The sequence below is a fragment of the Peribacillus sp. NPDC097895 genome (assembly GCF_050277555.1).
Taxonomy (GTDB): Bacteria; Bacillota; Bacilli; order Bacillales; family DSM-1321; genus Peribacillus.
The window spans coordinates 997,145-1,023,457 of sequence record NZ_JBNNSH010000001.1 but is presented as its reverse complement, the minus strand read 5'-3'; the positions used below and the strand labels follow the sequence as shown (position 1 = coordinate 1,023,457).

Here is a 26,313-nt window from a genome sequence, read left to right as displayed (position 1 = left end):
CTCCCATCAATTTGATCTGATAAAAATATATTCCTTATTTCAATATGCAAAAATAATGCCAAAAGATAATATCATTGAAAAGATTGCTTTCACGAGTTAACAAATGAAAAAAGTGTCCATTTTTGTGAACAATAAAAGGAAATGTACCTTAACACAAGAAATGGTCCGGTTTTGCACACAGATAAGGATGAATGATTTTTTTACAAAGACCAATGCCCAGCTAGTAAAATAATCAACAATGTATTATCTTTTATGAGGTATAGTCAGTTGTGTATTAGAACAGCTCTCTATAAAATAATAAGCATAAAAAAAAAATTTGTCGATGTTTTTCTACATAGAATAGAATTTTATTCCATTAACAGGTAAAGATTAATCGAGCAGAAGGAGGCGCCTAGCCCCCTACCCCTCATACCACCATATGGTTTGGGATACGGCAAATCAGTTTAAATCTTACTTAGTTTTCTCATTCTATTTACTTTGGTTCTGTATTTCCCTGATTCAATACTTATGGATCTTCTTTGACTTCGACCGAAAGATGTTCTGTTACAGTTAGGATCATACATCTATTGCTCATAGTTGACCTTTGGTCAGCTCATTCAAGTATACCTAGCATGAAGCCACCACTACCGCCTTCATGGTTCGAGAGCAACATCCTGTAGATTAGACCCATGCCGGCCACACCATAAAAAAGAGGATACCATTAAGGTTATCCTCCTTTAATTTTTTAATATATCGGCGTGTTATCTTTGGAAATCTTTTCAATGATCTCCTTAACTCTTGCAAGGAAACGTCCGCATACCAGTCCGTCCAAAACACGATGATCCAGTGATAAACAGAGATTCACCATGTCTCGTACTGCAATCATGTCATTGATGACCACTGGCCGTTTTACAATCGTTTCAACTTGTAGAATAGCTGCCTGTGGATAATTGATGATTCCCATGGACTGAACAGAACCGAATGAGCCAGTGTTATTGACAGTGAACGTGCCACCTTGCATATCCTCTGCTTTTAACTTGCCTGCCTTCACTTTGGATGCAAGTTCTTGTATCTCCCTTGCAATCCCTTTAATGGATTTTTCATCTGCATTTTTTATGACCGGGACAAATAGGGCATCTTCCGTTGCAACGGCTATTGATATATTGATTTCTTTCTTTTGAATGATCTTATCGCCTGCCCACATCGAATTGAGCTCTGGAAATTCGGTAAGAGCTTGAGCGACCGCTTTTACAAAAAATGCAAAGTACGTTAAGTTATATCCTTCTTTTTGTTTAAAATCGGATTTGAGATTATCACGCAACTTTACCATATTGCTTGCGTCAACTTCCACCATTGTCCAAGCATGCGGAATTTCGTGCTTACTTTTTAACATATTGGACGCAATTGCCTTACGTATGCCGGTAACCGCTATTTCCTTGTCGCCTGCAACAGTCTGCACGTTTGTTACTGGACTGGTTTGACGATTAACTTGAGGGGCGATCTCTTCATGAGTCGAATCGGATAGTGCGGCAGGTTCATCCGCCTTAGGAAGTGTTCCGGATTCAACAAGTTTCAGTAAGTCTTTACGGGTGATTCGCCCCTCACTTCCCGTTCCTTTTACTTTTGAAAGGTCGATCCCATGCTCCTGGGAGAGTTTTAACACTGCCGGTGAGAAGCGAGCTTTTCTTGACGGCTCCCCCACTGCCTGCTGTATATCTCTTGTTACGGCTGCATCAGCGTTTTCCTCTCCATGAGAAATCGCTTTCCCTTCATTTTCGTTATCCGTCTTTGTCGTTTCAACTTCAATCGAGCAAATGACTTCCCCGACTGCCAACGTCTGGTTCTCATCCGCTTTCAATTCTTTGATGATGCCGGTAAAGGAAGAAGGAACCTCAGCATTTACTTTATCCGTCATCACTTCAGCTAACGGATCGTATTTCGTTACATGATCTCCAGGCTTTACAAGCCATTTACTGATGGTTCCCTCTGTGACACTTTCGCCCAGTTGAGGCATCTTCATTAATTCCATAGCCATGAATCGTTCCTCCTTCTTAACAGTCATTAAAACTCAGCTAATTCCCTCATCGCTTTTTCCACTTTATCAGGATTCACCATAAAATGTTTTTCCATCGTAGGTGCATATGGCATGGCAGGTACATCAGGTCCTGCCAATCGTTTTATCGGGGCATCCAAATCAAAAAGGCAATGCTCAGCAATGATTGCTGCGACCTCACTCATAATGCTGCCTTCTTTATTATCCTCGGTGACCAGTAAAACTTTTCCCGTTTTAGATGCTGCCTCTATGATAGCATCCTTATCTAAAGGGTAGACGGTGCGCAAGTCCAGAACATGTGCAGAGATTCCATCTGCTGCTAATTTTTCTGCAGCCTGAAGGGCAAAATGCACGCAAAGTCCATAGGATATGACCGTAATGTCTTCCCCTTCCCTTTTCACATCCGCTTTTCCGATCGGAAGTACATAATCTTCAGTGGGCACTTCACCCTTAATCAAGCGATAGGCTCGTTTATGTTCAAAGAAAAGCACTGGATCTTCATCGCGAATGGCAGCTTTAAGCAACCCCTTGACATCATATGGTGTGGAAGGCATCACAATTTTCAACCCTGGCTGATTAGCAAAGATTGCTTCAACCGATTGTGAATGATAAAGAGCTCCATGAATTCCTCCCCCATATGGAGCACGAATTACGATAGGACAGCTCCAGTCATTATTAGAACGATATCTAATTTTGGCTGCCTCTGAGACAATTTGGTTAATGGCAGGCATGATGAAATCAGCAAATTGCATTTCTGCTATTGGTCGTAGCCCATACATGGCTGCTCCAATCCCCACTCCTGCTATTGCAGATTCAGCAAGCGGGGTATCAATGACCCTGGCTTCACCAAATTGGTCGTATAAACCATTAGTAGCTTTGAAGACCCCGCCTTTTTTCCCAACATCTTCTCCCAATACGAATACACGGGAATCACGTTCCATCTCTTCCCTCATTGCCATTGTTACGGCATCTATATATGAAATCACTGGCATTCTATTACCCCCTTACTTTTGTGCATACACATGAGTCATCGCACTTTCAGCCTTCGGATATGGAGCATTTTCAGCATAATCAGTTGCTTCGTTCACTATTTTCATGACTTCATCATTCATTTGTTTCTCAATATCATCATCCATGATTCCCGCTTCTCTTAAATACGCTCCAAATGTCTTTATGGAATCCTTTGTTTTCGCTTCGGCCACTTCATCCGCAGTTCGGTAGCTTCGGTCATCATCATCACTGGAATGAGGCGTAAGCCTGTAAGAAACGGTTTCAACAAGGGTAGGGCCCTCTCCCCTTCGTGCACGGTCTGCCGCTTCTTTCACGGCTGCATACACTTCCAATGGATCATTGCCATCCACCGTTATTCCTGGCATTCCATAGCCAATCGCCCTATCGGAAACATTTTCACATGATAACTGTTTCGAAATAGGCACGGAAATGGCATATTTATTATTTTCACACAAGAAAATGACCGGTAGCTTATGCACACCTGCAAAGTTGGCACCTTCATGGAAATCGCCCTGATTTGATGAACCTTCCCCAAACGTTACGAATGTAACTAAATCCTTACCTTCCATCTTCCCTGCTAGGGCAATTCCAACTGCATGCGGCACCTGTGTCGTTACAGGGGATGAACCAGTGACGATTCTATTTTTCTTTTGACCAAAATGTCCAGGCATTTGGCGTCCGCCGGAATTGGGATCTTCTTCTTTCGCAAAACCAGATAGCATCAAGTCTTTTGCGGTCATCCCGAAGGTAAGTACCACACCCACATCCCGATAATAAGGAAGTACATAATCCTTTTGCCGATCCAGTGCAAACGCTGCCCCTACTTGCGCTGCCTCTTGCCCTTGACAGGAAATCACAAAAGGAATTTTTCCGGACCGGTTTAACAGCCACATCCGTTCATCAATCCTGCGGGACAAAAGCATTGTCCGGTACATATCTAAAACCGTTTCCTCATTTAAGCCTAATTGCTCATGACGTTTTTCTACCATCATAAAACCTCCTGACCTTATTCTTTATGAATGAATGGCAAGTCCATCGACTGCAAGCGCCGCCTCGCCAATTGCTTCAGAAAGACTTGGATGCGGATGAATTGTTTTTGCTATCTCCCAAGGTGTCGCATCAAGCACTTTTGCAAGCCCTGCTTCAGAAATCATATCCGTAACATGTGGTCCTATCATATGAACGCCAAGGATATCATCCGTTTTCTTATCTGCAATGATTTTGACAAAACCATCGGCTTCCCCGAATACCAAGGCCTTACCAACTGCACGGAATGGGAATTTTCCCACTTTAAGCTCATAGCCTTCCTTTTCTGCCTGTTCTTCCGTCAAACCGACACTTGCAGCTTCAGGGCTTGAATACACACATTTTGAAATCAGTGAATAATCGATCCGTTCCGGCTTTTTACCTGCCATATGTTCAACGGCTGTAATTCCTTCATGGGAGGCAACGTGAGCCAACTGCAAACCGCCTATACAATCACCAATCGCATAGATATGTGTTTCCTTCGTTTGGAAGAACTCATTTGTTTCAATAAAACCATTTTCCTTCACAATTTCTGTATTTTCCAGGCCGATCCCTTCAACATTTGCTGATCTTCCTACGGAAACCAGCATTTTTTCAGCTGTGAATTCCTCTACCGAACCTTTTACTTCAGCAGAAATGGAAACTGAAACATCCGTTTTCAGGGTTTCCGATAATACTTTGGCACCTGTAACGAATTTGACGCCTTTTTTTGTTAGAAGTCTAAGCATTTCACTAGAAATATCGTGATCTTCAGTCGGTATGATTCTATCTGCATATTCAAGCACTGTCACATCCACACCAAAATCATTCAGCATCGAAGCCCATTCAATGCCGATAACTCCACCACCTACAATAATGATTGATTTTGGCAGGCTCTCAAGGTTTAGGGCTTCATCGGAAGTTAGCACCAATTCCCCATCAATCTGTAAACCAGGCAGTGTCCTCGGACGCGAACCGGTAGCAATGATGACATTCTGAGGAATAAGCATTTCATTTTCACTGCCATTGTTCATTTCCACGGAAATTGTCCCAGGCATCGGTGAAAATATCGATGGACCAAGAATCCGTCCTATCCCTTCATAAACCGTTATCTTTCCTTGTTTCATCAAGTGTTGAACGCCTTTATAGAGTTGATCAACCACTTTATTCTTTCTTTCCTGCACCTTAAGAAAATCTACCTTTACATCCCCGGTAACTATACCGAATTCCTCACTTTTCACTGCAGTCTGATAAACCTCCGCACTCCGTAAAAGTGCTTTCGAAGGGATACAGCCTTTATGTAGACACGTTCCGCCGAGCTTGCCTTTCTCCACGACAGCCGTTTTCAATCCTAATTGAGCAGCCCTTATTGCTGCAACATACCCGCCTGTTCCTCCTCCGAGGATAACTAGGTCAAATTCTTCAGCCAAAACCACTCCTCCTCACTAATAAAAGATAGTCACCGTTTTTACTTGTATTATGTTTATTACGTTATCAATGTTGAAAATTCCTGTGTTTCGTTAAAAAAACACAGGAATTAAAATCTTGTACTACTAAAATCATTTTCGACCATTCAAAATATGCTTTTCATTTTGTAAAAATTGACTCCTGGAGTTCCTCATACGTGCAATTCGCTCTTCTGCCATCCTATCAGCTGCTTTATAGGTTGGAATTTGATCACGTTTTGCAATCTCAATGACTCGTTCAATGGTATCATAAACCGTTTCCACTTTCTTAAGGGCTCTTTCCCGATTATACCCTAAAAGCTCATCAGCAACGTTGATGACTCCACCTGCATTAATTACATAATCAGGAGCATATATGATACCTTTTTCATGTATTTGATCACCATGAACAGCTTCCTTCAATTGATTATTGGCTGCACCTGCAATGACTTTCGCCTTGATTTTATTGATTGTTTGATCATTTATGACAGCCCCTAATGCACATGGAGCATAGATATCACATTCAACCCCATAAATTTCATCAGGATTCACTGCTATCGCCCCAAAGGATTCAACCGCACGGGCCACACTATCTTTATTGATATCCGTAACGATCAGCTTAGCGCCCTCCTCATGAAGGTGACGGCATAAGTTATAAGCTACATTCCCGACGCCCTGGACTGCTACTACCTTGCCTTCTAAAGAATCTGTGCCGAATGCTTCTTTTGCAGCAGCTTTCATACCGCGGTATACACCATAAGCAGTTACAGGGGACGGGTTACCTGAAGAACCGAATGCAGGGGAAATCCCAGTGACAAAATCCGTTTCCTCATGGATGAGATCCATATCCTCGACCGTCGTCCCTACATCTTCAGCTGTTATATAACGTCCATTAAGCCCTTGGATATACCTACCGAATGCTCGGAACATTTCTTCATTTTTATCCTTGCGCGGATCGCCGATGATGACGGTTTTTCCTCCGCCTAGATTCAAGCCGGCAGCTGCGTTCTTATATGTCATTCCTTTTGAAAGCCTTAAAGCGTCTTCTATGGCATCTTCTTCAGAAGCATACGTCCACATCCGTGTGCCGCCAAGTGCAGGTCCCAATGTCGTATCATGAATGGCAATAATCGCTTTCAAACCCGATTGTTTATCCTGACAGAACAGCAGTTGTTCGTAGTCATACTTCTCAAGATATTTAAAAATTTCCATAAAGGAATCCTCCCTAGATGTTTTAAGTCGTGTCAGATATGAGGATATGCATTACTCCTCATTCTTACTGGTTACTACGTTCTTTTTAAATGAAATCCGCTAATCACATGTTATTTTCCCCATTGGGAATGGTTCCCGTGAAAAATCCATGTACCATTAAATATGCAAATAACATGCCAATAAATTGAAATGCGAGAGCCTTTTTAACCAAAAAAAGGAGATGCTGGTTAATAAGGTGAACAACTATAGCCTATACCAAATTTAAAAAAATTTCATGTTAGAAGTGGACTTACACTTAAATTAAAATAAATCAGAATATTCCACGCAGTTTTTTTCATAGTGCGCAATTTTTAGCATGCAAATATATTCACAGTTCGAATTTTTCCATTTTATAATATAGATTTCTAACCGATATCCCCAGCGCTTTTGCCGTAAGTGTTTTATTTCCCTTGTGTGTATTTATAGCTTGCTGAATGATTTTTGCTTCATACTGGTCTATTATCTCCGAGAGCGGTCTGCCCGATACGTAACCAGATGGCACCATTGAGTCTTTCTCCTGTATTATTGGAATCGATTCGATAAAGTCCGGAATATGCTGTACATCAATGATCGTCTCGTTCAATTTCATGAAAATGATCGCCCGTCCTAAAATATTTTCCAGTTCCCTCACATTCCCTGGCCAGTTATAAATTTGCATCTTATGTATAGCTTCTGCAGTGATTCCCTCTATGCTCCGTCCATACTCCTGATTGATTTTATGAATTAAATGCTCCGCCAATTCTCTTAAATCTTCTTTACGTTTTCGTAAAGGAGAAATGAAAATCGGCATGCGGTTCAGTCTAAAATATAAGTCTTCCCTGAATGATCCGCTTGCTATCGCCTGTTCAAGATTGATATTCGTAGCGGCTATAACCCGGACATTGATGGGAATCGGCTTTGTTCCCCCCACTCTGATGATTTCCCGCTCTTGTAAAACCCTCAGTAATTTTGCTTGGATGTTCGCTGGTAATTCACCAATTTCGTCCAATAAGATGCTCCCTTGATTTGCCTCTTCAAAAAAACCGACCTTTCCGCCTCTGCTTGCACCTGTAAACGCTCCCTCATCATAACCGAACAGTTCACTTTCCAGTAATGCTTCCGAGATCGCCGCGCAGTTTACACGTACGAATTTATTGAATCTCCTATCGCTTGCATTATGGATGGCGTGTGCAAATAACTCTTTGCCTGTCCCTGATTCCCCTCTCAATAAGACAGTAGCCGGTGTCCTTGCCGATAATTTCGCCTGCTCAATGGGAAGCTTCATCTCTTCGGAGGCTCCTATTATATCATCAAAGGAATATTTAGCCTGCAATGTCCGGATAATCTGTCTCGCCCGATTCAATTCATGAGTCAAGGCTTGAATTTCCGATACATCATGAATGACGCCAACACTCCCTTTCAGACACCCATCCACAATGATTGGAGCTACATTCACAATCACTTCCTTATGTTTTGGCCCGACACGCATATTGACACCCCGAACAGGCTTTTTCGTCTGCAGCACTTTCATATGCATACTTTCACCTTCGTAAATATCGATGGATGCTGGCTTACCAATCACTTGGTTCTTTGTCAAGCCGGTGATTCTTGTATAGGCCGGATTGATCAATAGTCCCCTCCCTTGATCATCCACGACAGATATGGCTTCATCACTGGATTGAATGATCGCCTGGAGCATTGTCTGTATCTCTTTTAAATCAGTGATCTGCTCCGCCAATTGTACAGCTTCCGTTTTATTCCTTAACACGGAAAAAGCCCCGATGATTTCCTTATCGGCATTTACCAGAGGAATCCTTGTCGTTATGAGTTCCATCCCATTAGAAAGGGTGATCTCCTGATTTACTTCTTTTTTGTTCATTTCCATCACTCGAAGCAATCCAGTTGTAGGGAAGATATCTTTAATATGTCTGCCAATCGCGTCCACACGTTTTGTATCAGATGCTCGTTCGGCACTATCATTGAACATGATGATGAATCCATCCTGATCAATCACCACCATCCCTTCACTGGTCGTATTCAGGATCAGGTCCATTTTTGCCGAAGCATTCTCCAATTTATTTATTAAACGATTTTTCTCTTCAAACAACTTCGTCATGATGTGGGCGACACTTCCAGGAATGAGTATCGTTTGATCATGCATATCCCTTTTTATCTCATTATAGACAGACGGATCTCCAGTCGTATCAAAAATGATATCCAAATCCCCATCCAATCCCTTGCTCCAATTAGTCACTGTAGGAATCCTTCGTTCTTTTGCTGCAAGCATCCCTTCTGCGGATCCATTCGTATCAGCCATACAAACAATTGAGAATACTTCGCTTTCCGAAAGGAGTTTCAACACGGTCGTCCCTCCCACTCCTCCCCCTACTATCATGACTTTTTGCATGAGCCATCCCCCCTTATGATTTATTTACCCCATTAAAAGATTCATCTCTGCAATTTTTTTCATACTCCACACCCTCTCATTTTACCATATTGATATCCCTTTAAAACAGTCAACCCCTTCCAGTCATTTTCTAGTTTCCCGAAACTTGACAAATATTTTATATCCTTTATCATTTTTAAAAGACGGAATTTTCGGAAGGGATTTGACCGCATGAAACGTTTGATCGCTTTTTTGATTCTTTTTATTCCCGGGGCATTTGCTGCCTATGGCATAAAAATAATGAGGGACATGGTGTTCGGCATTTTACAGCCTCCCTATCCAGTCCTATGGTTGCAATTTTTAATCGGCCTGCTTATCACAATTGGCGGGATAGCCTTCATCGCCGGCTTCGTCCTTCATCGAGATCGAAAACAAAATAAGGTTCAAAGCAGATTCAATAAATTTTAATGCGCAAAAAGAAGGTGCCATGTAAGAATTGGCACCTTCTTTCTTTATTTTGATTTCAATCCTTCTCTGATCCGTACGGCTGCCTCGGGAAAATCGGTTATGATGCCGCTGCACCCCAGTTTGTATAAACGCTTCATCTCAGCTTCTTTATTAATGGTATAGGGCCGTACAGGAACACCCATGCTTAACGATGCTCGAATAATGACATCAGGGGCAACCCGGATATTTGGATGGATGGCGCTCCCTCCTATTGCCTTGGCATAAATCCACGGCATGTACAGCCCATCCCTATAAAGCGGTGCCGTTTCCATTTCAGGTGCCAATCGGTGGCAATGAACCAAGCTATAATGATTGAAAGAAGAAAGAATGATCCTTTCTTCCATTTGGTAGGCACGGATGAGCCTTATGACTTTCTCTTCTAAGCCTGGATACGGAAAAAGCGTGTTTTTCAATTCAATATTGCAAAAAAGCTGATTATTGTTGAGCCATATCAATAGTTCTTCAAGTGTCGGAATTTTTTCTTTACCCCATTTACCTTTATAATTTGAGGACGCATTGAGAGTTTTCAACTCCATTAAGGTCCGATTTTTCACATACCCTGAGGCATTCGTTGTCCGATCGAGCTTTTCATCGTGAATGATGACTACTTCTCCATCTTTCGAGAGCTGGACATCCGTTTCAATTCCGTCTGCCCCAACACGGGCTGCTTCTTTGAAGGCCGACATCGTATTTTCCGGATGGGTACCTGCTGAGCCTCGATGAGCAAAGATTAAGGTCATGATGAAATCTGCCACCTCTCCAAAAATCGTTATATCCCCAATTTTATGAAAAGAAACGGAAGATTATTTTCATCCATATCATTTACCGGAAAACCTTTTCGAAAAAGGCAACACTAAAATGCACGTGGACGACTATATATAAGCAGGGAGGTGACCAATTGCAGTCGCTTTTTTTACTTATACGGACGTATCGCCAATGCGCCTGTTCATTTAGTCACCAGTAGTCTCAGGATACTCTGTATTGGTTTCCATTTATATTTGCCTATATGGCTACATCATTGTTTCACGATTATTTGTGAATATTTTATGTTAATATAATACTGGTTAGCTTATCCATAAAAGGTTGTAATTGAAATGAGTGAATAATTGAACTATGACTCGGAGGAACTTATCATGAATAAATTTAGATGGTCAGTGGTTTCAGTTATAGTTGCTGCAGCCGTTCTTGCAGTGGTAATAACATTACAGCAGAATGCTAAAAAGTATGAAGCAACGCATAATCAACCAAATACTGATATTGCTGTTATGGATGTTAAGGGGAAAATTAAGAAAGATAAGGATATGGAAGAACAAACTTCAGAATATGAACAAGTTCTATATGAATTAGGTCTTGGCCCGGCTTCAACTGCAAAAGACGTGATGAAAACGATGCATAGTATGACTCATCAAAAAGTAATTTCTGAAGAAAAATGGTATAACCTTGAGATGACTCCCGAAAACATTAATGTCGTTTATGCATTTATTAAAGATATTGACATCGGCTTCACACTTAAAAGAGAATTGCTGAGAATCGCAGGAAACTGGAAAGAAGGAAACTTCGAAAATATAGTGGAAGATCACAACTACCTTTGGGGTGCCCAAAATGGAAATGTTGGTAAAGCTACCGGAGTTCTTACTCCTGAACAAGAAGCAGAATTTGTCAAAGAAAACTTTTAATAGTCTGTATAACCGAGCACATCGATTATTTTATTAATCAAAAGGGACTATTTAGGTCCCTTTTGACTATCCCCGTACCCTAAAGTTTATGTTTGAACACCCATATACCACTTGAAAGCATCGTGACGAATTAAATCAGCAGTATAGCACTTTCGTTTGTTCAAGAAAAAGCCCCGACCTTACGGAATGATCCGCTAATTGTCGGGGCTTTTTTACGCATAGAGTTGGTCGAACATCTTTGTCTTTCTCCGTTTTCATATCGGACGTTCCAAGTCGCGGCCTAACAAAATTAAACGGAGTTGACAAGACTAAGGCATAAAAAAAAACGCCCAGCAATGGACGTCATGATTTTTCCCTATAAAATATTTCGTTTACCGTCATACCGAGCCTTTCGCTATTGAGCATGGCTTTGTCGAGCGTAGGTTCGCGGGCTTCCTTTCGTAACGGTTACACTGATATTAGCCCTATAAATGCGGCAAATTCCGTTTGGGTCATACGAAGATCATGACGTAATTCATTCAATCGATTACGGATGGACATAAGTACCAACCCCTTACGCGAAAATAATAGCCGCCCAGTTTGGACGACTGCGGAATTTTCCTATATACTGACTCGTAGTCTGACTGGTTTATCTACCAAATACGATCAGTCTTTATTGGTATTCCACCGCAAAGTTTACCGGAGTTGGCGATAAATTCACGGTTAAATTCCCGTCCAAATTGCCGTCAAATCAACGCCCCTACCCCTGTCAAGATGCTTTATGTTCAAGGCGAAGCTTATCAGCAACCATTGCTATGAATTCGGAATTGGTAGGTTTAGCCTTAGTCATACTGACCGTATAACCGAATAAAGATGAAATGGATTCTATATTGCCACGGCTCCAGGCCACTTCAATTGCATGTCGAATCGCACGTTCAACTCGGCTTGCCGTTGTATTGTATTTTTTGGCGATATCCGGATATAAAACTTTGGTGATCGATCCCAATAGTTCAATATCATTGTATACCATGGATATGGCTTCCCTTAAATACAAATAGCCCTTAATATGTGCAGGCACTCCAATTTCGTGAATGATGCTTGTAATGCTGGCATCAAGGTTTTTCGGCTTTGGTTCATTTTGGGGACGATAGCTAAACTGACTATGATTTTTTAAAACAGCCTGGCCTTTACCGCTCACCTGACGAATATGATTAGCCAGATTTTCCATATCAAAAGGCTTTAGGATAAAATAAGACGCGCCCAAATCAACTGCTTTTTTCGTGACATCTTCTTGACCAAAGGCAGTAAGCATAATTACATTAGGCATAGCACCCCGTTTTACTTCACGAAGTTTTTCAAGTACACCTAACCCATCTAAATGAGGCATGATAATATCGAGGATCAATATATCCGGATCAACGCTTTCAAGCATCCCCAAGCAATCTTGTCCGTTATGTGCCACCCCAATCACTTCCATGTCTTCCTGTGCTGAAATGTATTCTTCCAGAAGGCCAACAAGTTCTCTATTATCGTCTACAACGCACACCTTAATTTTTTTCACGCTTGATTTCCTCCTCAACTACAATTGGTCTTTTTTTCTATATGACTAAATTCTATTGTAATTGAACTTTTCGACAATGGAAACTAAATTCCTTTTATTTTTGAAAAAATATAAGGAATTCAATATTATTCTCCGGATATCTCTTGTTTTCGACTTCGTTTGCTATTCGAATAAACCGATTGTCGAAAAATCTTCATATCGTTATCATTTTATCACATCGTTTCAAAAAATCCTCTATTTTTTATATTTCATATTTAAACCATTGCCATCCCTTATTATTGCCAATCACCGCTCCCCATTAAAAAGGGGCATCCAAAAGGATACCCGGTTTCTTCAACTTGCCTTTTCATAATTATCTTTGTCGTATATATTAATACCGGCTTCGTTTAACATCCATTCGATATGGACTCCATACCCACTAGTAGGATCATTAACAAATACATGGGTGACTGCACCGATTAATTTCCCATTTTGTATGATAGGACTGCCGCTCATACCCTGAACGATCCCACCCGTTTTTTGAAGCAATTCTTTATCCGTCACTTTTAAGACCATTCCTTTGATCGCAGGAAACTTTTGTGGAATGGAACTGACGATTTCCACATCGAATTCCTCTACTTTAGAACCATCCACCACTGTCAGGATTTTTGCTGGTCCTTCCTTTACCTCATGGGAAAGAGTGATGGGGAGTGCCTTGTCATTAACGCCGTTTTTAAAATCTTGATTTAATTTCCCAAAAATCCCAAAGGGACTATTGCGATTAATATTTCCTATTTTTTCTTTATTAGAAGAAAAGCGTGCCAATTTTTCCCCAGGATCACCATTGCTTCCCTTTTCAATGGAAGTGACCGTCGATTGAACAATCTGCCCGTCCTTTACAACAATCGGCTTTTTTGTATCCATATCGGAAATGACATGTCCCAAAGCCCCATATTTTTTTGAATCCGGGTGATAAAACGTCATCGTTCCGATACCAGCTGCCGAATCACGGATATACAAACCTAATTTGTATATTCCTTCATTCTTATCTTTTAAAGGTAAAAGGGTACTATGAAGCACTTCATTATCCCGATTGATGACAAGATTCAACGCTTCTCCCTTTTCACCTGCCTGCTGAACAAAAGGGGTTACATCCCCCATCTTCTTTATCGTCTGACCATTGATTTCTGTAATAATATCACCAATTTCGATTTTCGCTTTCTCTCCTGGTGATTTTTTCCCTTGTGTAGTATCAATTAGATGATGACCTACTACGAGCACTCCGAGAGTATTAAGCTTAACGCCAATGGATTGGCCTCCAGGCATGACTTTAAAGTCTTTTAACACCCTAATGTCAACCTTTTTGGCAGGCAAGCCCGCTACATCAAGTAAAACTTCATTCGTACCTGGTTTCTCGGCACCAAGCGTGATCGAAGCTTGTTCATCATGAAGCGAAATCCCATCACTGGAACCCGAAGCTTTTGCAGAAACAGGTAATGATTTGGAAATACTATATTGACTTCCTTCAAATAGTACAAGATGATTTGGAATTAAAAAATATTCACGAGATGGCTGGTATAACCCTAATGTTAATAGCGAAACAAGGAGAATTCCACCGATGATCCTGTTTATCCATAAAAATTTCAATCCATTCACTCTCCTCGCTCTCTGAAACTTTATGGCTACACCTTTAATTTAGCCCTCATGACAGTCATTTATAACAGGAGCAAAAAATAAAAGCTATCCGTTTTTGGATAGCTTTACAATGAATGCTTATTAGAATTTTAAATAATCTTCTTGTGGGCCTATCAAGATGTGATCTTCAGCCTTTTGGCCAGCTGAATTAATTCATTGGCATGCTGCTTCGTCAAGTCCGTAATCTCGACACCTGAAATCATCCTGCCAATTTCTTTTATTTTTTCCGTTTCTATAAGTGGTTTTACAGAGGTATTCGTCCGCCCAGCCTTCACATTTTTCGCGATGAAAAGGTGAGTATCCGCCATTGCTGCCACCTGTGGTAGATGGGATATGCACAGAACTTGAGATCCCGTTGCCACTTTATAGATCTTTTCGGCAATGGATTGCGCAACCCGTCCGCTTACACCGGTGTCCACTTCATCGAAAATAATGGACGTAATGCCCTGATGCTTGGAGAAAATGCTTTTCAAAGCCAACATGATCCTCGACAACTCTCCACCCGATGCAATTTTAGAAAGAGGTTTCAACGGTTCTCCTGGATTGGTGGAAATATAAAATTCCATATTATCCAGGCCTGTTTGATTAATGCCCCTATCTGACAACTCATCGAAAGTATAAGCCGTTTGAAGGAAATGTGGTTCGAAAATTGTTTTTTCCATGTATAAATCTTTTAATTCCTGATGAATTTTTTTTGTTAACTGCAAAGCGAATGTCTGACGAAGATCAGACAGATTCTTTGCTTCAACAATTAAATCAGCCTTAATCGATTTTATTTCCTTTTCAAGCTTCGCAATATGGGTTTCCCTATTTTGCAGTTTTTCAACTTCTTCTTCGATACCAGCACCATATTCAAGGATTTCCTCGATGGTCCTCCCGTATTTGCGTTTTAATTGATTTATTTCATTAAGGCGACTTTCAATGAATTCAACACGTTCGGTATCATAATCCAAAGAGTCCAATTGATCCCGGATGTTTGACACTGCCTCTTCAAGAAGAAAGTAACTATTTGAAACGGTCTCGGAGCTGTTTTTTAATCCCTCATCAAGCCCTGCCGCTTCCTCCAGGTTATTCATGGCTACGGAAAGCCAATCAATTGCATGTTGCTCACCATTTAAAGCATTATAACTGGTTTGCAGCGCTTCATGGATTTTTTCGAAATTATTAATTTTCTTCCGCTCTTCCATCAATTCTTCATCTTCGTTAAGTTTCAAATCAGCTTTATGGATTTCATCGAATTGAAATTGAATCAAATCAAGGCGGTGGACCATTTGCTGTTCATTTTGGCTTAAACCATTCAATTGTTTAGAAGCGGTTTCATAACGTTTATATAGTTTTTGGTATTCAGTGAGTGCCGAGGCGATTTTTTCACCGCCGAACTGATCCAGCAGCGGAAGATGCAGTCGTTCATCCATCAATTCCTGATGTTCATGCTGACCATGAATATCGATCAGTGTCCGGCCTATTTCACGTAAAATGGCAATCGTCACAAGTTTACCATTTACCCTGCATACGCTTTTGCCACTGAGTGAGATATCCCTTCGAAGAATGGCCATCCCATCATTCATATCCAAGCCAAATTCTTCTGCCTTGGCAAAGACGGGATGCGACTCATCTTCAATCTGAAATAATCCTTCTATTTCGGCCTTCGACTCTCCATGCCGAATGAACTCTGCCGAGCCACGTCCCCCAACCAATAGATGAACGGCATCTATGATAATTGATTTCCCTGCCCCTGTTTCTCCGGTCAAGACAGTCAAGCCTTTCTCAAAAGATACGGACAGGCTGTCTATGATCGCAAAATTCCTAATCGATAGTTCTGTTAACAAACTGGGTCACCTCACAAAATTATTAGAGCATGTCCAAGAATTTGCCGGAAATGATCTTTGCATCTTCCTCAGAACGGCAGATAATTAAACAAGTATCATCGCCGCCGATCGTCCCGAGTATTTCTTGCCAATTTAAATTATCAATTAGTGCACAGATCGCCTGTGCATTACCAGGGAGCATTTTCATGACAAGCAAATTATTGGCCGCATCGATGCGTACAAAAGCATCAACCAGGATTCTCTTTAATTTTTGAAGTGGATTGAAACGTTGGTCGGCAGGCAAGCTGTATTTATACCTTCCATCCGTTAACGGAACCTTTACAAGGTGAAGCTCTTTAATATCCCTTGATACCGTGGCTTGAGTTACATTGTACCCAGCAAATTTCAGCTCTTCAACCAGTTCATCCTGGGTTTCAATATCATTGTTCGTTATTATGTCTCTTATTTTTATATGTCGTTGTCCTTTATTCATAAGTAGAAGCACCTCTTCTCAACTGTTGCTCATTTAATTATAAAAATTATCCATTTCATAACAGGCTTAGACAGGCTGACCAATATGGGATTGCTTCGGTTCATCCGTACGTGCAAATAGACCGCTCTCATAAGTGGTTAATATTAATGTTATCGGATTTTTATGCAATTGTACAACTTTTTCTCTAATTTGCATAACAAGACTATTTTTTGTTCTTACCTATTTGTGTAGCCTTCCTCCAATCATTCAAGTGCTTTCAACCCTCTTTTAAAGGTAAAAAGCTCCTTTTAGCCAACCAATCAGCCAAAGGAGCCATACAAAGTTCCAGCTATTCTTTTTTAAACTGGGCATGGGCTTCTCCAACGATGTCATCAATCGTTTTAGAAAGCAATATCGCTCCATCTTCTTTTGACCCTTGCCAGTATAAGTGAAGCAAAAATTCAATATTTCCATCGCCGCCGGTAATCGGTGAGAAGGAGGCATCCAAAATATCGTAGCCTTCTTTTTTTGCAAAGGAAATGATCTTATCCAACACTTGTTTATGGATTTTGGGATCGCGAACAATCCCCTTTTTACCCACTTGATCCTTCCCGGCTTCGAATTGCGGTTTAACTAGGGCAACGACGTCGCTTTTCGGAACAAGCAGGGTTTTTAGCACCGGTAAAATTAACGTGAGCGAGATGAACGAAACATCAATGCTTGCAAAGTTTGGCATCTCTCCATCCAGATCAGCAGGTGTAACGTAGCGGAAATTGGTCCGTTCCATTACTTTTACCCGCTCATCCTGCCTAAGCTTCCAGGCAAGTTGATTATAGCCTACATCAAGTGCATAGGACATGGTGGCACCATTTTGCAAGGCGCAATCCGTGAATCCCCCAGTCGATGATCCGATATCAAGGAGGATTTTCCCGTTCACCTGTAAGTCGAATTCTTTTAAGGCCTTCTCAAGTTTAAGCCCGCCTCTTGAAACGTAAGGCATAACTTTACCTTTAATCGTAAATTCGAGATCGACCGGAACTTTTTCCCCCGGTTTTTCGTACCTCTCTTCATTCGCGTAGACAAGACCGGCCATAACCATACGCTTCGCTTTTTCACGTGTATCGGCCAATCCTTGTTCTACAAGTACTACATCTACTCTTTCTTTCATTACTTTCATATTGTCAGGCCCTTTTTTCTTTTTTGAGTGTTATCATTTTAATCTTTTTAATGGCTGTCTCAGTCGTTAAACCGATTTCTTCAAGAAGTTCATCGACACTGCCATGTTCAATGAAATAGTCAGGGATGCCCATGCGATCGATAATAGCCCCATAGAACCCTTGATCATGAGCATATTCAAGTACAGAACTGCCAAAGCCACCTTGAAGAACCGCTTCTTCTATAGTCAAGATAGGCATTTTCTCACCAAGGAGACTGCTTAACATGTTCTCATCCAACGGCTTGATGAACCGGGCATTGATCACCTTAACGGAATAATCCTCTTTCTCTAGCTGTTTTGCCGCTTCAAGAGCCATAGGAATCGTTGTGCCGAATGTTAAGATGGCAGCATCCGTTCCTTCTTTCAGAACTTCCCATGAACCGATTGGTATCTGCTGCAATTCGGTATCCATCACAACTCCCCAGCCATTACCGCGAGGGAAACGCATAGCAATCGGGCCATCATTATAGCTTAGGGCCGTATTGACCATATGCTGACCTTCGTTTTCATCCTTCGGCATCATCAAAACTATATTTGGAATATGGCGTAAGAAAGCAATATCGAAAACCCCTTGATGAGTTTCACCATCGTTACCAACCAATCCGGCACGGTCAATCCCTATGAATACGTTTAAATTCTGACGACAGATATCATGCACCACTTGGTCATACGCCCTTTGCAGGAAGGTTGAATAAATGGCAAGGAATGGTTTCATTTTTTGCGTTGCCAATCCAGCTGCAAAAGTGGCAGCATGCTGCTCGGCAATTCCTACATCATAGAAACGCTCTGGGAACTCTCGTGAAAAGCCCACCAATTTTGACCCTACGGGCATTGCTGGTGTAATCGCGACAATCCGCTCATCTTCACGTGCGAGCCTGCTGACCGTATCGCTTACAAGAGCGCTCCAAGCAGGACCTTTACTAGGGGATTTTACGAAATCACCTGTCTCGATCTTGTATGGGCCTGTCCCATGCCAATTCCCTGTTGTATCCAACTCGGCCGGGGAATAGCCCTTTCCTTTTTTCGTGATGACATGCAGCAGAACGGGTCCTTTCGTTTTCTTGGCATATCTTAAATTCTCTAACAGTTCTTCATAGTTATGACCATCAACTGGTCCAAGGTATGTGAAACCGAGTTCTTCGAAAAAGATCCCCGAGACCAATAAGTACTTCATGCTGTCCTTCAACCGTTCAGCAGTAGCCGCAAGTTTCCCTCCAACTGCAGGGATTTTTTTCAAAAGCAACTCCATTTCATCTTTTGCCCATTTATATTTACCCGCTGTCCTCAATCTTCCTAAAATCGTGTGCAGGGCACCTACGTTAGGGGCAATCGACATTTCATTATCATTCAGGATAACGATCATGTCCTTTTTTTCATCCCCGATATGATTCAAAGCTTCAAGCGCCATTCCGCCTGTAAGGGCTCCGTCCCCGATGACAGGTAAAATAAAACTTTTTTCACCTTTGATATCACGTGCAGCTGCCATTCCCATTGCAGCCGAAAGGGAAGTGGAACTATGACCGGTTTCCCAAACATCATGAGGACTTTCAATCATTTTAGGAAAGCCGCAAAGACCTTTATATTTCTTTAAGGTATCGAACTCTCCAGCTCTGCCAGTCAGGATTTTATGGACATATGATTGATGCCCGACATCCCATAAAATTTTATCATTCGGACTGTCGAATTCTTTATGCAAGGCTATAGTCAATTCGACTACACCTAAATTGGGACCAATATGCCCACCGGTAACCGATAATTTTTCCACAAGGAATTTACGTACGTCCGCACTTAACTCGACTAGTTCTTCATTATTCATCTTCTTCAAAAAAGAAGGGTCTTTTATAGATAGAAGATCCAAACAGGACCACTCACTTTCTGTCATTCTCGGTTGTAAGCATAAACAAAGCCTCATAAAAGAGGGCTATGGAAGACTTGACCGAAAAATTGGTTTTAAGTTAAAAAATAGCCGCCAACACCCAGGTGATTTCGGCGGCTTAATTATACCTATTTTATCACGTATCTCAATAAAAAAATTCATGATGATTTTCACCTATTTTTGCACAATGAGTATACCATAAAACTTCAATTGATAACAAATTTAGCCACAATCAATGGTTACGGTTCGCTATTAAATCAGTTAGTTCATTCAACAAACCCGTTTGTAAGTTTGTTTTTCCTAACGCGGCATGAGCAAGTCCAACATGATGCTCCAACTTTTCCTTTGCCCCTTGAAGCGTAAGTAAAGAAGGATATGTGCTTTTGTGATTTCCTACATCACTGCCAATCGGCTTGCCGATCAACTCGACTGACCCTTCAATATCCAGAATATCATCCCGAATTTGAAAAGCAAGCCCCAGGTGATATGCAAAGTCCCGTAAATTCAGGTGCTGTTCTTCATTCGCTCCGGCTAATATAGCACCGGAAATGATGCTTGCAGTCATTAGCTTTCCTGTTTTATGTTCATGGATATACTCCAATTCCTGAAGGGTCAACTGTTTATTTTCACCTTCCATATCGGCAACTTGACCTCCAACCATCCCTTCGGCTCCGGCAGACTTAGCAATTTCACTTACAAGGTTCAGTTTCATTTCAGCCGTTACCTCGGGATCAATCATATCCGTCACCAATTGAAAGCTATATGTAAGGAGGGCATCTCCTGCCAGTACCGCTACCGCCTCACCGAACACTTTATGGTTCGTCGGTTTTCCGCGTCGGAGATCATCATCATCCATCGCCGGAAGATCATCATGAATCAAAGAATATGTATGGATCATTTCAATGGCAGCCGCTGCAGGAATCCCCATCCTCAAGTTTTTCCCAAAGGCCTCCAGAACCGCAAAGACCAATAATGGGCGAATCCGTTTACCGCCTGCCTCCAATGAATAGATCATGGCTTCTTTGACCACTGCCGGCGCATTAAGTTTATTGACATATTCCACGATTTCCCGTTCTATAACCGCCTTATATTCTTTAGAAAACATTTCAAAGGACGCAGTACCCATGTTATTCTTCCTCCTGTACAACGAAGTTTTCAAGTTCCCCGTCTTCGCGTAAGATTTGAGTCAACTGATCTTCAACCGCCTTAAGCTTGGAGTGGCAAAGCCTTGATAAATCCATTCCTTGTTTATAAATGGAGATCGCTTCTTCCAAGGGCACGTCGCCTTCTTCCAACTGTTCTACGATTTTCTCGAGATTCTCCATTGCTTCTTCAAATGTAGCTTCTTGTTTTTTTGTCATGGTTCAATTCGCTCCTTTATTTCTTTAATTTCACATTCAAGCGTTCCATCTTTTATGGAAACGGCTATTTTATCCCCTTTTGATACTTGCTGTGTACTTTTCACTAACGTCTCATCCTCAGCAAAAACCAATCCATAGCCCCGTTCCATGATTTTTAATGGGCTGAGGGCCGACAAAGTGGCTGTAAGATGAACGAACTGCTGAGATTTCTGCCGATAGATGGCTTCCATGACTCTCCGCAAACTTTTTTCATGCTGCTGCAATTCATCTTTTGAATTCCTCACCGCTTGTTCAGGATGCTGCTTTTTCAGAATATCGTTCAACTGCTTAAGCTCATCTCTCTTTTTCATGAAATATCGCGTACTTGTTTTCCCTAGCCTGTCCATCGTCTTATCTAGTTGTTCAAGCTTCTGTTCATACATTTTATGTGGATAGCGGAAAGCATACGATTTCTCCATCCTTGTCAATCGGGTCCGTTCAAAATTCACGCCTTCACGAATGGAACGGGTCAAGCGATTCTTACGGTTCATCAGACGTTCTAGTATTTCATTCAAGTGAGGAACCGCTAGCTCTGCTGCCCCAGTTGGTGTCGGAGCACGCATATCGGCGACGAAATCAGCAATTGTAAAATCGGTTTCGTGTCCGACAGCAGAAATTATCGGTATATCAGAATCATAGATCGATTCAGCCACTATCTCCTCATTAAAGGCCCAAAGCTCCTCGATCGACCCACCGCCCCTTCCGACAATGAGTACATCGCTTTCCGCCCTTGCGTTAGCCATCGATATTGCCTTAGCAATCGATTTAGCGGCATTATTCCCTTGTACAAGAGCTGGGTACACGATGATTTTGGCAATTGGGTATCTCCGCTTAATGGTTGTCAGGATATCTCTTAGTGCAGCTCCAGTCGGAGATGTAATGACGCCTACAGTCTTGGGGTACTGTGGAATCGTTTTCTTATGTTCGGCCAAAAACAAACCGGCCGCCTCTAGCTTTTTCTTCAACTGTTCATATGCAAGATACAAATCCCCCACACCATCCGGGGCCATGCTTTTCACATAAAGCTGATACTGCCCGCCCGCTTCGTATAATGAAATATCACCTTTTACAAGGACCTTCATTCCATTTTCGGGCAGAAATTTCATCCCTTTGTTATTAGCGGCAAACATAACGGAGAGGAGGCGGGCCTTCTCGTCCTTTAGCGTAAAATACATATGTCCGCTTGTATGTTGTTTAAAATTAGATATTTCGCCTTTTATGTATACATTTTGCAAATGCGGGTCGGCATCAAACTTCCTTTTAATGTACCTGGTCAAAGCCGACACGCTCAAATATTGTTGGTTGCTCATATAATGTCTCCTTCCGATGGAAATCGGATATAAAGAAAGCTCACCTATAGGTTACACTTAAAACTTGATTAAATCTATGAATGGAAAAAAGCGGTCTCCCGTTATTATAAAACAAGAGGTCCGCTTCTTTAAAATAATTTAACGTTTATTTCAGCATTTTAGTGCTTGCTAGTCCTGTTCAATGTTTTTTGAGCAGATTTGACTGTATTTTTCATAAGCATTGTAATCGTCATGGGACCAACGCCTTTTGGAACTGGTGTAATGTATGAAGCCTTATTTTTTACATCATCAAACGCCACATCACCGCAAAGCTTTCCTTCATCATTCCTGTTCATTCCTACATCAATGACGACGGCACCTTCTTTAATATGGTCACTCGTGATCGTGTCCCTCTTTCCGACAGCTGCTACAACGACATCTGCTTGCTTGGTATAATAAGCAAGGTCCCTTGTCTTTGAATGACAGTATGTTACGGTTGCATTTGCATTCAAAAACAATTGTCCGGCTGGTTTTCCGACGATATTACTTCTCCCTACTATGACCACATGCTTACCTTCAAGGTCATAATCGATATGCTCCAGCATCACCATGACTCCGTAAGGCGTACAAGGTAAAAAAGCATCCTGGCCCGTCATCATCCGCCCGATATTAATCGGATGGAATCCATCAACATCCTTTTCAGGGGAAATCGCTTCAATGATCGCTTTTTCCTGAATATGTCCAGGCAATGGCAACTGCACCAAAATACCATGAATGCTGTCATCCTGGTTTAATTCATCAATGCTCTGAATTAATTCCTCCTGAGAAAGCTCCGCAGGCTTTTTAATTAATATAGAATGCATGCCCAAATCCTCACAAGCTTTTTGCTTATTGCGCACATAAGTTTGTGATGCTTGATTATCGCCCACCAGAATTACAGCCAAACCCGGAACGATGTTTTTTTCACGTAACTGTTGAACTTCCTTACTGATTTCCTGCCTAACTGCCTCTGCAATTTCTTTACCATTAATGATTTGAGCTGACATGTGTATATTCCTCCCAAGTTGATTTTTGCTAAAGAAATTGCTGAGTGAATCCTTGTTCAAGGCTGCAGCTTAGCTGCCGCTTTTCACCTTTATTTTGGATAAAACGGCATTTACAAAGCTGCTCGATTGATCATCACCGAATTTCTTAGCAATTTCAATAGCTTCATTCATTGCAACACTTACAGGAACATCTTCACTGTGAACCATTTCATAAACCGCGATCCGCAGCAAATTCCGATCAATGTTCGCCAGTCTTTCCAGCGTCCAGTTCTCTAAATTGTCCCTGATCATTCCATCAAGTTGTTCACGATTTTCCGTTATCCCCATTACTAACTTCTTGAAATATTCATCAGTAGGAGCACCATCCAGTACGCTTTCCATTGCTTCTTCTGCATTCGACTTGGCAATATCTATTTGATATAGTGCTTGAAGGGATTTTTCACGGGCTACTCTTCTTTTCATAATCTTACTCCTTTAACATCTACTATTATATATGAAAATGCTAGAACAAACGAACATTAAATAACATTTTTTCGAAAATATTAAGATTTTCGCTAAATTCTTTCATAATTAAGCTCAATCCCATTAAAACAAAGGCCAAAAGACTCAAACATCTGGATTTTTGCAGACAACAATCCCCAGGATGCCCCTCTTAGTAAACGGCCAATAAAAAAAGTGTCAAAAAGCTCATTGCCTAGCTTTCATGCTCATATTTCACCTTTTACACTCTAACAGAAATCACCCTTGAATTAAAGGGAAACTTCCACACACTGCCTTATTATGTTCATTTAAATTTAATATTATAAGCAGGTTCCAAAAGCGGTGTATCACCGAGTATACATTAAAAAAAACAAAAACCCGGCTTTTTGCCGGGTTTTTGCAGGTGTGAATCGAATGATGCCACTTACACTTCTTGTTCGTAATCCGCTTCTTGTTTCGCGTTTTCAAACGCTATGCCCACTACATGAATGTTCACTTCACCCGCGTCGATAGCAGTCATATTCAATAAAGCTTCGCGAATGTTGTCTTGCACTTCCTGAGCGACTTTCGGAATTGAGACACCAAATTTCATGACACAATAAAGTTCCACTTTGATGGATTCTCCCGTTAAGTCCACTTTCACGCCTTTACCGTGGTTCTTTTTACCAAGCTTTTCAACTACACCTGTAGCGAAATTCCCGCGCATATGTGCAACACCTTCAACTTCCGATGCAGCTATACCCGCAATTACTTCTATCACCTCAGGCGCAATCTCCACTTTGCCCAGTCCACTATTATAATCATTCATTTCGAGTAATTGGCCTTCCATTTCACTCATTCAAAAGCACCTCCTGTCTTCCTTTACATTATGAGTTCATTACATCATATATTTCAAGGAATTTGGTATTAAATTCTCCGGAAACAAATTGGTCATGCTGAAGTAACTTAATATGGAAAGGAATTGTCGTATTGACACCTTCTATGACAAACTCACCTAAAGCGCGTTTCATCTTCTCGATCGCTTCTTCTCTCGTAGGTGCATGAACGATCAATTTAGCAATCATGGAATCGTAATACGGCGGTATCGAGTACCCAGGGTATGCAGCAGAATCTACACGTACCCCGTAGCCTCCTGGCGGTAAATACATGTGAATTTTACCTGCTGATGGCATAAAATTCTTTTCCGGATTTTCCGCATTGATCCGGCATTCGATAGACCAACCATTAAAAGTGACATCTGCTTGTGAAAGTGATAATTTTTCTCCTGAAGCGACTTTGATCTGTTCTTTAATCAAATCCACGCCCGTTACCATTTCCGTAACTGGGTGTTCAACCTGGATACGTGTATTCATTTCCATGAAGTAGTATTTTCTATTCACATAATCATAAATAAATTCAACGGTACCGGCACCTGAATAGTTAACGGCAAGGGCAGCCGTTACTGCAGCCTGTCCCATTTCCGCACGCATTTCACCATCAAGTGCAGGAGATGGAGTTTCTTCAACAAGTTTTTGCAAACGTCGTTGAACCGTACAATCACGCTCACCTAAATGGATCGCGTTACCATGATTATCAGCCATGACTTGAATTTCAACGTGACGGAAGTCCTCGATGAACTTTTCAATATACACACCTGGATTACCAAATGCAGTCGCGGCTTCCTGTTGCGTGATGTTTATGCCTTTTATGAGTTCTTCTTCGGTCCTTGCGACGCGGATACCTTTACCGCCACCGCCGGCAGTTGCTTTGATGATGACTGGATAGCCCATTTCATTAGCAAGGGCTACACCCTCATCCGTATCTTTGATAATGCCTTTAGAACCTGGAACAATCGGTACACTAGCTTTGCGCATGGTTTCCCTAGCTACGTCCTTTGTTCCCATTTTATTGATGGCTTCTGGGCTTGGACCGATGAAAATGATATTACATTCACGGCATAGCTCAGCAAAATCCGCATTTTCAGCAAGGAATCCATATCCAGGGTGAATGGCATCCGATCCCGTTTTCTTGGCTGTACTGATGATGTTCGTTGTATTTAAATAACTGTCTTTTGATAATTTAGGACCGATGCAATATGCTTCATCAGCAATTTGAACATGTAATGCTTCTTTATCTGCTTCTGAATAGACAGCAACAGTCTCGATTCCTAATTCCTTGCATGCCCGGATTATTCGGACTGCAATTTCCCCACGATTGGCAATTAATACCTTTTTAATCATT

The 26,313-nt window shown here is 41.5% G+C and carries 22 protein-coding genes; 2 read left to right on the top strand and 20 right to left on the bottom strand.

Features of this window, described 5'->3' with window-relative positions; all coding sequences use genetic code 11:
* Positions 1–724: 724 nt before the first annotated feature.
* The 6 genes from ACQKMH_RS04875 to ACQKMH_RS04850 all read right to left on the bottom strand — a co-directional run bounded on the left by ACQKMH_RS04875 (position 725) and on the right by ACQKMH_RS04850 (position 9,130).
* Positions 725–2,014, bottom strand: a complete 1,290-nt coding sequence (locus ACQKMH_RS04875; RefSeq protein WP_427586323.1) for a dihydrolipoamide acetyltransferase family protein — start codon at positions 2,012–2,014, stop codon at positions 725–727.
* 26 nt (positions 2,015–2,040) lie between these two features.
* Positions 2,041–3,024 (bottom strand): alpha-ketoacid dehydrogenase subunit beta, encoded by a 984-nt coding sequence (locus ACQKMH_RS04870; RefSeq protein WP_427586322.1) that lies wholly within the window; start codon positions 3,022–3,024, stop codon positions 2,041–2,043.
* A gap of 12 nt (positions 3,025–3,036) precedes the next feature.
* Entirely contained in the window at positions 3,037–4,032 is a 996-nt protein-coding gene (locus tag ACQKMH_RS04865) for a thiamine pyrophosphate-dependent dehydrogenase E1 component subunit alpha (protein WP_427587510.1), read from the bottom strand.
* A 24-nt stretch (positions 4,033–4,056) separates the two neighbouring features.
* Complete coding sequence (gene lpdA / locus ACQKMH_RS04860) at positions 4,057–5,478, bottom strand: dihydrolipoyl dehydrogenase (protein ID WP_427586321.1); 1,422 nt, start codon at positions 5,476–5,478, stop codon at positions 4,057–4,059.
* A gap of 129 nt (positions 5,479–5,607) precedes the next feature.
* Positions 5,608–6,705 carry a branched-chain amino acid dehydrogenase gene (bcd, locus tag ACQKMH_RS04855; protein WP_427586320.1) on the bottom strand — a complete coding sequence of 366 codons (1,098 nt, stop codon included), beginning with the start codon at positions 6,703–6,705 and terminating at the stop codon, positions 5,608–5,610.
* Positions 6,706–7,072: 367 nt separating this feature from the next.
* Positions 7,073–9,130 (bottom strand): sigma 54-interacting transcriptional regulator, encoded by a 2,058-nt coding sequence (locus ACQKMH_RS04850; RefSeq protein ID WP_427586319.1) that lies wholly within the window; start codon positions 9,128–9,130, stop codon positions 7,073–7,075.
* Positions 9,131–9,340: 210 nt separating this feature from the next.
* Here ACQKMH_RS04850 and ACQKMH_RS04845 point away from each other — a divergent pair, with 210 nt between their 5' ends.
* On the top strand, positions 9,341–9,577 hold the full coding sequence (locus tag ACQKMH_RS04845) for a DUF2627 domain-containing protein (RefSeq protein ID WP_101222519.1): 237 nt from the start codon (positions 9,341–9,343) through the stop codon (positions 9,575–9,577).
* 44 nt (positions 9,578–9,621) lie between these two features.
* Here ACQKMH_RS04845 and ACQKMH_RS04840 read toward each other — a convergent pair whose 3' ends face one another.
* The gene (locus ACQKMH_RS04840) at positions 9,622–10,356 is read right to left on the bottom strand and encodes a glycerophosphodiester phosphodiesterase (RefSeq protein WP_427586318.1); all 735 of its coding nucleotides are present in this window, start codon (positions 10,354–10,356) and stop codon (positions 9,622–9,624) included.
* 393 nt (positions 10,357–10,749) lie between these two features.
* Between ACQKMH_RS04840 and ACQKMH_RS04835 the strand changes: the two genes are divergently transcribed.
* The gene (locus ACQKMH_RS04835; protein ID WP_427586317.1) at positions 10,750–11,292 is read left to right on the top strand and encodes a DUF6241 domain-containing protein; all 543 of its coding nucleotides are present in this window, start codon (positions 10,750–10,752) and stop codon (positions 11,290–11,292) included.
* A gap of 748 nt (positions 11,293–12,040) precedes the next feature.
* On the opposite strand, the gene spo0A is transcribed toward ACQKMH_RS04835, so the two are convergent.
* The 13 genes from spo0A to accC form a co-directional block, all read right to left on the bottom strand.
* Positions 12,041–12,832: a sporulation transcription factor Spo0A gene (gene spo0A, locus ACQKMH_RS04830; protein WP_427586316.1), complete on the bottom strand. Its 792-nt coding sequence runs from the start codon at positions 12,830–12,832 to the stop codon at positions 12,041–12,043.
* A 333-nt stretch (positions 12,833–13,165) separates the two neighbouring features.
* Entirely contained in the window at positions 13,166–14,458 is a 1,293-nt protein-coding gene (spoIVB, locus tag ACQKMH_RS04825) for a SpoIVB peptidase (RefSeq protein ID WP_427586315.1), read from the bottom strand.
* A 161-nt stretch (positions 14,459–14,619) separates the two neighbouring features.
* Positions 14,620–16,335: a DNA repair protein RecN gene (gene recN, locus ACQKMH_RS04820; RefSeq protein ID WP_427586314.1), complete on the bottom strand. Its 1,716-nt coding sequence runs from the start codon at positions 16,333–16,335 to the stop codon at positions 14,620–14,622.
* 22 nt (positions 16,336–16,357) lie between these two features.
* Positions 16,358–16,807, bottom strand: a complete 450-nt coding sequence (gene ahrC, locus ACQKMH_RS04815; RefSeq protein ID WP_230156806.1) for a transcriptional regulator AhrC/ArgR — start codon at positions 16,805–16,807, stop codon at positions 16,358–16,360.
* Positions 16,808–17,135: 328 nt separating this feature from the next.
* The gene (locus ACQKMH_RS04810; protein WP_427586313.1) at positions 17,136–17,963 is read right to left on the bottom strand and encodes a TlyA family RNA methyltransferase; all 828 of its coding nucleotides are present in this window, start codon (positions 17,961–17,963) and stop codon (positions 17,136–17,138) included.
* A gap of 4 nt (positions 17,964–17,967) precedes the next feature.
* A complete protein-coding gene (gene dxs, locus ACQKMH_RS04805) occupies positions 17,968–19,860 on the bottom strand; it encodes a 1-deoxy-D-xylulose-5-phosphate synthase (RefSeq protein ID WP_427586312.1) in 1,893 nt (630 codons plus the stop codon).
* Positions 19,861–20,110: 250 nt separating this feature from the next.
* On the bottom strand, positions 20,111–21,004 hold the full coding sequence (locus tag ACQKMH_RS04800) for a polyprenyl synthetase family protein (protein ID WP_427586311.1): 894 nt from the start codon (positions 21,002–21,004) through the stop codon (positions 20,111–20,113).
* A gap of 1 nt (position 21,005) precedes the next feature.
* Entirely contained in the window at positions 21,006–21,239 is a 234-nt protein-coding gene (locus ACQKMH_RS04795) for an exodeoxyribonuclease VII small subunit (protein WP_230156800.1), read from the bottom strand.
* Positions 21,236–22,588 (bottom strand): exodeoxyribonuclease VII large subunit, encoded by a 1,353-nt coding sequence (gene xseA / locus ACQKMH_RS04790; RefSeq protein WP_427586310.1) that lies wholly within the window; start codon positions 22,586–22,588, stop codon positions 21,236–21,238. Before xseA ends, ACQKMH_RS04795 begins: the two co-directional genes overlap by 4 nt.
* A gap of 158 nt (positions 22,589–22,746) precedes the next feature.
* On the bottom strand, positions 22,747–23,613 hold the full coding sequence (folD, locus tag ACQKMH_RS04785) for a bifunctional methylenetetrahydrofolate dehydrogenase/methenyltetrahydrofolate cyclohydrolase FolD (RefSeq protein WP_427586309.1): 867 nt from the start codon (positions 23,611–23,613) through the stop codon (positions 22,747–22,749).
* A gap of 69 nt (positions 23,614–23,682) precedes the next feature.
* Positions 23,683–24,075, bottom strand: coding sequence for a transcription antitermination factor NusB (gene nusB, locus ACQKMH_RS04780; protein WP_144526716.1), 393 nt, complete (start codon positions 24,073–24,075; stop codon positions 23,683–23,685).
* A 442-nt stretch (positions 24,076–24,517) separates the two neighbouring features.
* Positions 24,518–24,922, bottom strand: a complete 405-nt coding sequence (locus ACQKMH_RS04775) for an Asp23/Gls24 family envelope stress response protein (protein WP_222620245.1) — start codon at positions 24,920–24,922, stop codon at positions 24,518–24,520.
* A 37-nt stretch (positions 24,923–24,959) separates the two neighbouring features.
* A complete protein-coding gene (accC, locus tag ACQKMH_RS04770) occupies positions 24,960–26,312 on the bottom strand; it encodes an acetyl-CoA carboxylase biotin carboxylase subunit (RefSeq protein ID WP_427586308.1) in 1,353 nt (450 codons plus the stop codon).
* Position 26,313 lies beyond the last annotated feature (1 nt).

Coding starts and splice junctions, on each gene's coding strand:
- ACQKMH_RS04875 (WP_427586323.1), bottom strand. CDS start 2,014: ATGGCTATGGAATTAATGAAGATGCCTCAACTGGGCGAAAGTGTCACA.
- ACQKMH_RS04870 (WP_427586322.1), bottom strand. CDS start 3,024: ATGCCAGTGATTTCATATATAGATGCCGTAACAATGGCAATGAGGGAA.
- ACQKMH_RS04865 (WP_427587510.1), bottom strand. CDS start 4,032: ATGGTAGAAAAACGTCATGAGCAATTAGGCTTAAATGAGGAAACGGTT.
- bcd (WP_427586320.1), bottom strand. CDS start 6,705: ATGGAAATTTTTAAATATCTTGAGAAGTATGACTACGAACAACTGCTG.
- ACQKMH_RS04850 (WP_427586319.1), bottom strand. CDS start 9,130: ATGCAAAAAGTCATGATAGTAGGGGGAGGAGTGGGAGGGACGACCGTG.
- ACQKMH_RS04845 (WP_101222519.1), top strand. CDS start 9,341: ATGAAACGTTTGATCGCTTTTTTGATTCTTTTTATTCCCGGGGCATTT.
- ACQKMH_RS04840 (WP_427586318.1), bottom strand. CDS start 10,356: ATGACCTTAATCTTTGCTCATCGAGGCTCAGCAGGTACCCATCCGGAA.
- ACQKMH_RS04835 (WP_427586317.1), top strand. CDS start 10,750: ATGAATAAATTTAGATGGTCAGTGGTTTCAGTTATAGTTGCTGCAGCC.
- ahrC (WP_230156806.1), bottom strand. CDS start 16,807: ATGAATAAAGGACAACGACATATAAAAATAAGAGACATAATAACGAAC.
- ACQKMH_RS04810 (WP_427586313.1), bottom strand. CDS start 17,963: ATGAAAGTAATGAAAGAAAGAGTAGATGTAGTACTTGTAGAACAAGGA.
- ACQKMH_RS04800 (WP_427586311.1), bottom strand. CDS start 21,004: ATGGGTACTGCGTCCTTTGAAATGTTTTCTAAAGAATATAAGGCGGTT.
- ACQKMH_RS04795 (WP_230156800.1), bottom strand. CDS start 21,239: ATGACAAAAAAACAAGAAGCTACATTTGAAGAAGCAATGGAGAATCTC.
- xseA (WP_427586310.1), bottom strand. CDS start 22,588: ATGAGCAACCAACAATATTTGAGCGTGTCGGCTTTGACCAGGTACATT.
- folD (WP_427586309.1), bottom strand. CDS start 23,613: ATGTCAGCTCAAATCATTAATGGTAAAGAAATTGCAGAGGCAGTTAGG.
- nusB (WP_144526716.1), bottom strand. CDS start 24,075: ATGAAAAGAAGAGTAGCCCGTGAAAAATCCCTTCAAGCACTATATCAA.
- ACQKMH_RS04775 (WP_222620245.1), bottom strand. CDS start 24,922: ATGGAAGGCCAATTACTCGAAATGAATGATTATAATAGTGGACTGGGC.
- accC (WP_427586308.1), bottom strand. CDS start 26,312: ATGATTAAAAAGGTATTAATTGCCAATCGTGGGGAAATTGCAGTCCGA.